Source organism: Candidatus Merdisoma sp. JLR.KK006 (assembly GCF_036941035.1).
GTDB lineage: Bacteria > Bacillota > Clostridia > Lachnospirales > Lachnospiraceae > Laedolimicola.
On sequence record NZ_JAYMNS010000055.1, the window covers coordinates 1 to 10,406 of the forward strand.

The window sequence follows — 10,406 nt, forward strand, 5'->3', positions numbered from 1 at the left end:
TATATAAAAAAACGGTATGGAAAATCGAAACAAATGCGCTGGATTGGAGATACACCAGTAGTACCTCTGGCATATGTGCAGTTTAAAATACCAATGCGCAAGAGCAGGAAAATCAACCTATATACTCTAGACGGAAGAATGGAAATCCACAGCAATCTGAAACTGAATGTTGAAGATATGCTCTGGCTCATGCGCCACCCGGTAACAGGAGAAACGGTACAGTTCAATGATAACCGAATCTCTCTCTATGCCGGGCAGGAAGGTAAATGTGCAATCACTGGAGAACAACTGGAAGTGATTCACTGTATTTGTTACAGGAAATCAAATGAGTGTAAAAATGGCAGAGACAGTTACCGTAATCTGTTGCTTTTATCGCCTGCCGGATATGAATTTATCTCAACAACAGACAGTATAAAGTTCGCTACACTGACAAAGAAGTATGAATTGAATAAGGCACAAATTACTAAGGTAAACAAACTGCGTGTTACCGCAGGGTTGGCAGAAATGTCAATGTAAATCGTAACAAACTGATTTAGCTAATGTGAAAAAGTGAGTGTGTATCACTGCTGAAACTATGCTTGATGGGGCGCCGGATGCGGTGAAAGTCGCATGTCCGGTGCTAGCCGGGGGAAAAGCTGGAGATAACATCAAAGGCTTACCTATCGGAACCTCTCGTTTATATCCGGAGCGAGAAGGACATTTTGAAACTCGTAAACACAATCATCTTAAACACCAAAGGGGAGGGGCAGCAATCCGGCGAGGATTTTTGGGTGAAAGCCGAGAAGCTCTATTACACTGCACTGATCGGGTACATCTGGTATGAGTGCGTGGAGGAAGAACAGAATTTCACTACTTTGCTTGACATGATAAATGCCAGTGAAGCAAGGGAGGACGATGAGGAATTTAAAAATCCCGTTGATTTGATGTTCGATGAGCTGGAGGAAAGAGAGCCGGAGCATTTTGCGGTAAAGCAGTATAAAAAATATAAACTGGCGGCGGGCAAGACAGCCAAAAGCATTTTAATTAGCTGTGGCGCACGTTTAGCCCCCTTTGACATCAAGGAGCTGCGTGACCTGACAAGCTATGACGAGTTGGGGCTTGATATGATCGGGGATGAAAAGACAGCGTTGTTTGTCATTATCTCCGATACTGACGACACATTTAATTTTATCGTGTCTATCATGTATACGCAGCTTTTTAACCTGCTCTGTGACAGGGCGGACGATGTGTATCATGGGAGATTGCCCGTCCATGTGCGCTGCTTACTCGATGAGTTTGCAAACATCGGGCAGATACCAAAGTTTGAGAAGCTGATTGCCACCATAAGGAGCCGGGAAATATCGGCTTCCATTATCTTGCAGTCAAAGTCACAGCTTAAAGCGATTTACAAGGACAACGCTGACACCATTGAAGGGAATTGTGATACCACCTTATTCCTCGGAGGGAAGGAAAAGACCACTTTAAAAGAGATGGCGGAAATTTTGGGTAAGGAAACGATAGACCTTTACAATACCTCTGACACAAGGGGTACGTCGCAGTCCTACGGTTTAAATTATCAAAAGACCGGAAAAGAATTGATGAGCCAAGATGAGATTGCGGTCATGGACGGAGGGAAGTGCATCATGCAGCTTAGAGGGGTTAGACCATTTTTCTCCAATAAGTTTGACATCACCAAGCACAAGCAGTACCGGCTTTTGTCCGATTTTGACGACAAGAACGCCTTAGACATCGAAAAATATGTAAAGAACCTGTGTAAAGCAAGAGTCAGGGACAATGACACCGTTGATGAGGTGGAGGATGCAGGCGTGATTGAAGCATGACAACTGAATATGGAAAAAACTGAATAGGGAACTCGTAAACCAGCCACAGGACTTCTGGACAAAAAGTCCAGAAGTGGAACAGAGTTTTGAATGTACTTGGGAAAGGACAAAACAAAGCGCCCGGCATAGCCAATCGCCAAACTGAATATGCCGGATGCCCGCAGGGTTCTTCCTAAAGGATTGCCCTGTCTTTATCTTACCATAAGGCAGGGCATTTTAACATGAAAAACTCTTTCGGAAACCAGACAAAAAATTATTTTTGAGAAAGAAAGAGGTAGAAACATGGCATTTTTTACAACAGCAGTAACAGGATTAAAGACAGTCGTAACAGCAATCGGCGCAGGCGTGGGCGTGTGGGGCGTCATCAACCTGCTCGAAGGATACGGAAATGATAATCCGGGTGCGAATGCTCATGTACGGTAAAGAAGCAAGTAACCGAAAACAAGAGATAGACAGCCAGCACCACACTATTCCGAACCAAAGAAACCAAAGACCAAAAGATAAGCACCGTGGAAATGTGTATAACTTGCTATTCCGTCATGGAAAAGTCCGTTCACAGAACATGGAAAAGCTAAAGTGCAGCTTTCCCACATTCTGCAAACAGACTTTCCCACAACTCCATAAGACAGCAAGTTATGCACATTCCCACAGTGCCTACGTCGGCGAAATCCTACGCATTACTTATAACATGTATAATCTTAATTTTTTTCAGATATACCATTGACATTAGATATACTGTGTGGTACGATATATAGCAAGGAGGTACAGTATATGAATATTGATGATTGGAAATCCCAAATCAAACGTGGGACACTTGATTTTTGTATTCTGTTAATGATAAGGCAGCGACCATCTTATGGATATGAAATTATCAGCACATTAGAAAAATATCCTATTTTAGCTGCAAAAGAGAATACAATTTATCCGCTACTCAGACGGCTAATGAAAGAAGAATATGTTTCGTCCTCATGGCAGGAAAGTGCCGAGGGTTTGCCGCCGAGAAAATATTATTCCATTACAGACAAAGGGCTTGAATATATTTCTGCTATGTCTCAAGAATGGAATAACTTGTTAAATGCAATCAATGAAATTAAAGGAGAATAAGACTATGGAAAAAATTTTAAATGACTATCTTGAAAAAATTGAAAAGTATCTGAAACCTTTGCCAATATCCGAACGTGTTGATATTGTGAAAGAAATCAAAAGTGAAATCCTTGAATTGCAAGGCGATGGAAAAACCGCAGAACAAATTACTGAACGGCTGGGCAATCCCAAAGAGTTGGCAAAAGCGTATCTGGGGGATTTGATTGCAAAAAGCAATTCTTTTAGTTGGAATAGAGTCCTTGCTATTTGCGCCTATTATAGTATTGCAAGTCTTTCCGGCTTGATTGTAATTCCAGTTCTTGCGATTTGCAGCCCTGTGTTCATCATTTGTGCAATAGCTACTCCTATTATGGGTTCTGTCAAATTGATTGATTCACTACTGAATTTAGGTATTCCCTATGCCAACTATATCGGTATTTCCGGGATTGAAAATCCGGTAGCTGTCTTTATCATCAGTATTGTCATGGGAGTAGTTCTGTATCTTATTGGGCGTGGGTGCTGGAAACTGTTAGTCTATTATATCAAAGGTGTCAGCAAAGCTAAACAGCATTTGGAAATCTAAGCAATATTGAATAGCAACTATAAACCATGCAACGCCCCATGTGGGAGAAAGGGGGAATTATTTATGCCTTGCACAGAAGCATATAGGGAACATATCATGTATACGTTCAACGGTTTTTGCAAGACCGTTATACGCTTTGCGGCACTCAACGCATGGCGTGACAGGAGCAGACGGCGGCAAAAAGAAATATCCCTTGAATACCTCACAGAAGAAAAATTTTACCCTTTAGGCACAACAGACAAATATTTTGAAGCACCTTATGAAGAATACCCCATAACGATATGCGGTCAGACAATTATCCTCACCAATGGGGAGCTTGCCGCCGCCCTGTTATCTCTGCCGGAGAGAAACCGGGAAATCATATTCTTTTACTTTTTCGGAGATTACACACAACAGGAAATCGGGGAAATGTACGGACGCTGCCGGAGTACGACCGGGTATCAAATCCGCAGGACGTTAAAACTCCTGCAAAGGAAAATGGAGGTGCTTTCACATGGGGAATCCGAACCTTTTGCCCTATGAAACGATTGTCCGGGCGACCAGCGGCGAGCCGGAAGCCGTGGACGAGGTTTTAAGGCATTACAGCAAGCGTATCCGAATCGCTGCCATTGAAAACGGGCATATCGACAGGGATACCGAGGACAACATAAAACAGCGGCTTGTCGCTGCCCTGTTCAAGTTCCGTTTTGATGAACAGACATACCGAAAAACTGAATAACCGCCGCTACATAAAACGGCACACCAAGACAGGAAATCAAAAAAGGTTTCCTGTTTTTTTGCGCCCATTTTTGGCATTTTCAGAAATCGCCAGTATTATGCCGTGCAAAGGGGGATAAAAAGAAATTTCTCAAAATTCCCGCCTATTCCGGCTTGTGCGGTTTTGTAAGGAATAGAGGAAAATTTCCGTAAATCTCCGTCATTTTTGCTTTACATGGTGTTGTAGGTAGTAGGGGGAGAAATATCGCCGCAGCTTTGGCGAAATTCCCGCTTGCGGCACTAAAGGTATTGACGGAAGCCCACACAGAGGAAGCCGCCACTTTTTAAGAGCAAGATTCTACCACAGTACCAAATTTCGCTAATCGCTCAATTTTGTCCTGCGGGAATCTTGTTGGGGTTGCCACCCCAAGCCCGCCTTTTTGCGGCTTGCGCCGCTTGAAAAAATCCACCCACGAAAGGAGGTTTACAGCCATGAAAAAATACAACACGCCCCACCGCCGCCGGGTAATCAAGACACGCTTGACCGAGGAAGAATACGCCGAGTTTTCCGAGCGTGTCACCCTCTGCAAAATGAGCCAAGCCGAGTTTATCCGGCAAGCCCTCATTAAGTCAAGCATACGCCCGGTTATCACCGTTTCCACGGTCAATGATGAATTGCTTTCTGCCGTTGGGAAGCTAACAGCCGAATACGGAAAAATCAGCGGCAACTTGAACCAGATAGCCCGCTGTCTAAACGAGTACGGCGCACCTTATAACGCCCTCTCCCAAGAAGTGCGAGCCGCCACAGCGGAACTTGCCGCCTTGAAGTTTGAAGTCTTGCAGAAAGTAGGTGAAGCCGTTGGCAACGTTCAAACATATCAGCTCTAAAAATGCCGACTATGGAGCTGCCGAGCAGTACCTAACTTTTGAGCATGACGAGTTTACCATGAAGCCTACACTGGACGAAAACGGGCGGCTTGTTCTCCGTGATGATTACCGCATTTCCTCTCTGAATTGCGGCGGGGAAGATTTCGCCATAGCGTGTATGCGCTCCAATCTGAAATACGGCAAGAACCAAAAGCGGGAGGACGTAAAGAGCCACCACTATATCATCAGCTTTGACCCCCGTGACGCTGCCGACAATGGGCTATCCGTAGACCGGGCGCAACAGTTGGGCGAGCAGTTCTGTAAAGAGCATTTCCCCGGACACCAAGCCCTTGTATGCACCCACCCGGACGGGCATAACCACAGCGGCAACATCCATGTGCATATCGTAATCAATTCTTTGCGGATTGCGGAAGTGCCGCTACTGCCCTACATGGAAAGACCAGCGGACACAAGGGAGGGCTGCAAGCACCGCTGTACGGACGCAGCTATGGAGTATTTCAAAGCGGAAGTCATGGAGATGTGCCACCGGGAAAACCTCTATCAGATTGATTTATTGCATGGGAGCAAGAACCGTGTCACCGAGCGTGAGTATTGGGCGAAACGGAAAGGACAAGCCGCACTGGATAAAGAGAACGCTTCCCTTGCCGCCACAGGAGAGCCGCCCAGACAGACCAAGTTTGAAACCGACAAGGAGAAGTTACGACAAACAATCCGCACCGCCCTGTCCTCTGCCGTTTCCTTTGAGGACTTTTCCGGGAAACTGTTACAGCAAGGCGTGACCGTCAAGGAAAGCCGGGGAAGATTGAGCTATCTCACCCCGGACAGGACAAAGCCAATCACCGCCCGGAAATTAGGTGATGATTTTGACCGTGCCGCCATACTGGAAGCACTCACCATAAACACGCAGAACGCCGCCAGAGCCGCCGAAACACCCGCACCCAAAGAGGAATACCCCCGCAGCATAAAAGACCGCTTACAGCGCAATAAAGCCGCTATAAATGCCCCGAAGAATGACGGAGTACAGCGCATGGTAGACATAGCCGCCAAGAGAGCCGAGGGCAAGGGGAAAGGCTACGAGAAGTGGGCGACTTTGCACAATCTGAAGCAAATGGCGGCGACCATGAGCGTATACGAGGAATCCGGCTTTTCTTCCCCGGAAGAACTGGAAGCCGCCCTTACCGCCGCCAGTGCGGGACTGAACAGCGTCCACGCCGAACTGAAAACCGTGGAAAGCACTTTACGGGAGAAAAAAGACTTGCAGAAACAGCTATTAGCGTACATCAAGACCAAGCCAGCCCGTGACGGACTTAAAGCGCAGAAAACGGAGAAAGCCCGGAGAGCCTACCGTGAGCAGCATGAAAGCGAGTTTATCATTTCTGAATCTGCCGCCCGGTATTTCAAGGCACAGGGAATCTCCAAGCTGCCAGCGTCCAAGACATTACAAGCGGAGATTGAGCAGCTTACACGGGAGAAGAACACGCTTTACAACGAGTACCGGGAGAAGCGGGAAAAAACAAAGGAATTACAGACAATCAAGGGAAATATCGAGCAGATTTTGAGGGGCGCACCGAGCCAGCAGAAAAAGCATGAACAGGAGCGATAATAAAACAGCCACAGGAGGTAGCACAATGAGATTTACGAACAGCGAGCTTGAAATGATTTACCAGTACGCCGCACCCACCAAAGCGGAAACCATAGGCGGCATGAAAGAAACCGTACCCGTGATTAAAGACCTTTTGACAAGGGTAATCATGGAGAACGCAATAGAAAAGCTGCAAAAGATACCAGAGCCGGAGTGCAGCCAGTTCATAGCCGACAACAAAGCCCGTTTCCTTGCGGGGCATGAAAACTCTATCCGGCGGCGGCTTGCGGAAGCAAAGGCACAGACGAAACAGCCGATAATGCAGGGGCATGACTTGACGGGCATGGAGCGTTTTCTCCCCGAAACCCGCCACATGATTGTCCTTGACGTAAAGACCAGCGACAGCCCCGTGGGATTTCCGGGGGAACGCCACCGCTATTTCCTCTCTGATGAGGGCTATAAGAACGCAAGAGCCAGCGAGGGGCGGGGAGAAATCAAGATAAAGAGCCATGCCGCCGTAGCCGCCGGGAGGCTGTACCCGGACAGGAAGCCGGAAAGGGAGCGTTAAAGGCATGGGCGCAAAAACACCATACATGGACTACCGCCAGTACCGGGCGGCGTGTCGGCTTGTGCATGAGTGCTGCAACTACGATAACGGCAACTGTATCTTGCTGGATAACGGCGAGCCTTGCGTATGTGTACAGAGTATCAGCTATTCCCTCTTGTGCCGCTGGTTCATTGCCGCCGTGCTGCCGCTGGACGGGAAACTGGAAGCCGCCCTGCTCCACCGGGCAGACAGGAAACGCTGTACCGAGTGCGGCGGGTATTTTCTCCCTAAGTCCAACCGGGGGAAATACTGCCCGGATTGCGCCGGACGCATGAAAAGAATCAGAGCCACACAGCGCAAGCGGAAACAGAGGGATAAATGTCACGCTTTAGGATATTCCAAACCCCCGTAAATCAAGGCTTTTTTGACCGCCCTCAACGGGTAGGCGGTACATTTATCCTTTACCCCCACAAAAGCCGCTTTAATTGCGTAACAGAAGCCACAGAACAGACCAAAGGAGGAACGAATGGCAGACAACCGCAAATATTATTACCTAAAGCTGAAAGAGAGCTATTTTGACGAGGACGCTATCGTGCTGCTGGAAAGTATGCAGGACGGTATGCTCTACTCAAACATTCTCTTGAAGCTGTACCTAAAATCACTGAAAAACGGGGGAAAGCTCCAGCTTGCCGAAAATATCCCCTACACCGCACAGATGATAGCCACAATCACCCGCCAGCAAGTCGGCACAGTGGAGAGGGCTTTGCAGATTTTTATGAAACTGGGGCTTGTAGAACCGTTGCAGAACGGGGCTTTATACATGAGCAACATTGAGCTTTTAATCGGTCAGTCCTCTACCGAGGGGGAGCGCAAACGCCGGGCAAGGCGGGCTTTGCAGGAACAGAAAGCCTTGCCGGAAGCCGTGGCGGACAAACGTCCACCATATGTGGCGGACATTTGTCCACCAGAGATAGAGATAGAGAAAGAGATAGATATAGAGTTAGAGATAAAGAGAGAGGGAGAGATAAAAACAGGACAGACAGCCCCCGCCCCTTTTGGCAGATATGAAAATGTATTCCTGTCAGAAAAAGAGCTTGCGGAGCTGCAAGAGGAACTTCCCGGCAAATGGGAGTATTACATAGACCGCCTATCCGGCTATATCGCTTCCAGCGGGAAGAAATACAAGAACCATGCCGCCACTATCCGGCGTTGGGCGGCTGATGACAGGGCAAAGGGGAAGCCGAAAAAGGGAATCCCCGATTATTCCTACAAAGAGGGCGAGAGCCTTTGACCGCATAGACACAACGCCCCGTAAACAGGGCGTAAAAGACCATGAACAAGGAGGAACGATTTTATGTGTGATTATGATAACGCTATTTTCCGGCTTGCCACGGCACAGGAAACAGAGCCGGAGGACTACATAGGCGAGGACGGGCTTTTATACTGCGGGAAATGCCGCCAGCCCAAAGAAGCCTACTTTCCGGAGGGCAAGACCCTTTTCGGACGTGACCGACACCCACGGGCGTGTGACTGCAAGCGGAAAATCCTTGACGAACAGCAAGCCGCCGAGGATATACGCAGACATTTTGACACGGTTGAACGGCTGAAACGGAAAGGCTTCACCGACCCGGCTATGCGGGAATGGAATTTTGACAATGACAACGGGAAATGCCCGCAAATGGAATTTGCCCGTGAATATGTGGAGCAATGGGGGCATATGAAAGCGGAGAACCACGGGCTGCTGTTATGGGGGAATGTCGGCACGGGCAAGAGCTTTTTTGCCGGGTGTATCGCCAATGCCCTTATGAAACTGGAAGTGCCTGTCTGCATGACAAATTTTGCCCTTATCCTCAATGACCTTGCCGCCAGCTACAAGGACAGGAACGAATATATCTCCCGCCTTTGCAGCTTCCACCTGCTTATCCTTGACGATTTCGGCATGGAGCGTGGCACGGAATACGGTTTAGAGCAAGTCTATAACGTGATTGACAGCCGATACCGCAGCCAAAAGCCGCTGATTGTCACAACGAATTTGACGCTGGAAGAATTGCAGAACCCGGAGGACACCGCCCACGCCCGGATATATGACCGCCTTACGGAAATGTGTACCCCCGTCCGCATTACCGGGGAGAATTTCAGAAAAGCCAAAGCACAGGCGAAAATGGAACGCCTTAAAATGCTGCTGAACAGAAAGGAGAGCCTATGACCGACACCCCCAACAGAAACGCCGCCACTACCGCCCGCCGCCCGGATTGCGTGACCGAGGTACGCCGGGGGAATACCGTCCTTGTGGTTTCCGGCTATTTCAAACAGGACACCACCGCCACCGCCGCCGACAAGATGATGAAAGTGCTGGAAGCGGAAAGCGCAGCCGGGGGAACTGCCGCCCATGCCATGTGAAGTGACATTCCTTGCTGAAATTTATCCGACATTATGTGCCATAAAGTAACAAAAAGGACTGTACAGCCAGCCCCGCCCTATGGTATAATAGACATACGGAATAGTGGGCTGGCTGTCGGAAACGGAGGAAACCATGTTAAGACAGACCACCCAAAAAATCACCGCCCTTTATCCGAGGTTATCCCATGAGGACGAGCTGCAAGGCGAGAGCAATTCCATTAGCAACCAGAAGCGAATCCTTGAAAACTACGCAAAACAGAACGGCTTCGGCAATCTGAAATGGTACACGGACGACGGATTCTCCGGGGCAAATTTCCAAAGACCCGGCTTCCAGTCCATGCTTGCCGACATTGAAGCGGGGCTTGTGGGAACGGTTATCGTAAAGGATATGTCAAGGTTAGGGCGAAACTACTTACAAGTGGGAATGTACACGGAAATGATTTTCCCACAGAAAAACGTCCGTTTCATTGCAATCAATGACGGCGTTGACAGCGCACAGGGCGAAAATGATTTTGCGCCTTTGCGAAATATTTTTAACGAATGGCTGGTGAGGGATACGAGCAAGAAAATCCGGGCGGTAAAACGCTCAAAAGGCATGAGTGGGAAGCCTGTCACAAGCAAGCCCGTGTATGGCTACCTCATGGACGAGGACGAAAATTTCATCATTGACGAAGAAGCCGCCCCCGTGGTGAAGCAGATTTACAGCCTTTGCCTTGCCGGGAACGGACCGACCAAGATAGCCCGTATGCTTACGGAACAGGAAATCCCCACGCCGGGAACGCTGGAATACCGCCGGACAGGGAGAAC

Annotated in this window: 13 protein-coding genes and 2 pseudogenes; all 15 read left to right on the forward strand. The window is 48.3% G+C overall.

The genetic code is table 11. The annotated features are described in order from the left end of the window. Nucleotides 1–516, forward strand: a pseudogene (locus VSQ61_RS22100) (group II intron reverse transcriptase/maturase); the annotation flags it as partial. A 152-nt stretch (nucleotides 517–668) separates the two neighbouring features. Next, a pseudogene (locus VSQ61_RS22105) lies at nucleotides 669–1,820 on the forward strand (VirD4-like conjugal transfer protein, CD1115 family); the annotation flags it as partial. A gap of 282 nt (nucleotides 1,821–2,102) precedes the next feature. Further along, nucleotides 2,103–2,243, forward strand: coding sequence for a Maff2 family mobile element protein (locus VSQ61_RS22110; protein WP_016300915.1), 141 nt, complete (start codon nucleotides 2,103–2,105; stop codon nucleotides 2,241–2,243). Between the two features lie 348 nt (nucleotides 2,244–2,591). Continuing rightward, the gene (locus VSQ61_RS22115) at nucleotides 2,592–2,924 is read left to right on the forward strand and encodes a PadR family transcriptional regulator (protein WP_016227610.1); all 333 of its coding nucleotides are present in this window, start codon (nucleotides 2,592–2,594) and stop codon (nucleotides 2,922–2,924) included. Between the two features lie 4 nt (nucleotides 2,925–2,928). Beyond that, nucleotides 2,929–3,486: a DUF1700 domain-containing protein gene (locus tag VSQ61_RS22120; RefSeq protein ID WP_016227611.1), complete on the forward strand. Its 558-nt coding sequence runs from the start codon at nucleotides 2,929–2,931 to the stop codon at nucleotides 3,484–3,486. 63 nt (nucleotides 3,487–3,549) lie between these two features. Further along, nucleotides 3,550–4,008, forward strand: coding sequence for an RNA polymerase sigma factor (locus tag VSQ61_RS22125; RefSeq protein WP_103242755.1), 459 nt, complete (start codon nucleotides 3,550–3,552; stop codon nucleotides 4,006–4,008). After that, nucleotides 3,980–4,204 carry a helix-turn-helix domain-containing protein gene (locus tag VSQ61_RS22130; protein ID WP_302129212.1) on the forward strand — a complete coding sequence of 75 codons (225 nt, stop codon included), beginning with the start codon at nucleotides 3,980–3,982 and terminating at the stop codon, nucleotides 4,202–4,204. Before VSQ61_RS22125 ends, VSQ61_RS22130 begins: the two co-directional genes overlap by 29 nt. A gap of 470 nt (nucleotides 4,205–4,674) precedes the next feature. After that, nucleotides 4,675–5,070: a plasmid mobilization protein gene (locus VSQ61_RS22135; protein WP_334346494.1), complete on the forward strand. Its 396-nt coding sequence runs from the start codon at nucleotides 4,675–4,677 to the stop codon at nucleotides 5,068–5,070. Beyond that, nucleotides 5,042–6,673 (forward strand): relaxase/mobilization nuclease domain-containing protein, encoded by a 1,632-nt coding sequence (locus VSQ61_RS22140; RefSeq protein ID WP_103242757.1) that lies wholly within the window; start codon nucleotides 5,042–5,044, stop codon nucleotides 6,671–6,673. The genes VSQ61_RS22135 and VSQ61_RS22140 overlap by 29 nt, the downstream gene beginning before the upstream one ends. Before the next feature lie 25 nt (nucleotides 6,674–6,698). Further along, nucleotides 6,699–7,220 carry a DUF5720 family protein gene (locus VSQ61_RS22145; protein ID WP_016227616.1) on the forward strand — a complete coding sequence of 174 codons (522 nt, stop codon included), beginning with the start codon at nucleotides 6,699–6,701 and terminating at the stop codon, nucleotides 7,218–7,220. A 4-nt stretch (nucleotides 7,221–7,224) separates the two neighbouring features. Beyond that, a complete protein-coding gene (locus tag VSQ61_RS22150) occupies nucleotides 7,225–7,611 on the forward strand; it encodes a cysteine-rich VLP domain-containing protein (RefSeq protein ID WP_016227617.1) in 387 nt (128 codons plus the stop codon). Between the two features lie 114 nt (nucleotides 7,612–7,725). Continuing rightward, nucleotides 7,726–8,490, forward strand: coding sequence for a phage replisome organizer N-terminal domain-containing protein (locus VSQ61_RS22155; protein WP_289696120.1), 765 nt, complete (start codon nucleotides 7,726–7,728; stop codon nucleotides 8,488–8,490). 63 nt (nucleotides 8,491–8,553) lie between these two features. Further along, nucleotides 8,554–9,405, forward strand: coding sequence for an ATP-binding protein (locus VSQ61_RS22160; RefSeq protein WP_016227619.1), 852 nt, complete (start codon nucleotides 8,554–8,556; stop codon nucleotides 9,403–9,405). Then, nucleotides 9,402–9,599, forward strand: a complete 198-nt coding sequence (locus tag VSQ61_RS22165; protein ID WP_016227620.1) for a transposon-encoded TnpW family protein — start codon at nucleotides 9,402–9,404, stop codon at nucleotides 9,597–9,599. Before VSQ61_RS22160 ends, VSQ61_RS22165 begins: the two co-directional genes overlap by 4 nt. Nucleotides 9,600–9,732: 133 nt before the next feature. After that, nucleotides 9,733–10,406: recombinase family protein (locus VSQ61_RS22170; RefSeq protein WP_334346495.1), on the forward strand; the 674-nt coding region annotated here is incomplete at its 3' end.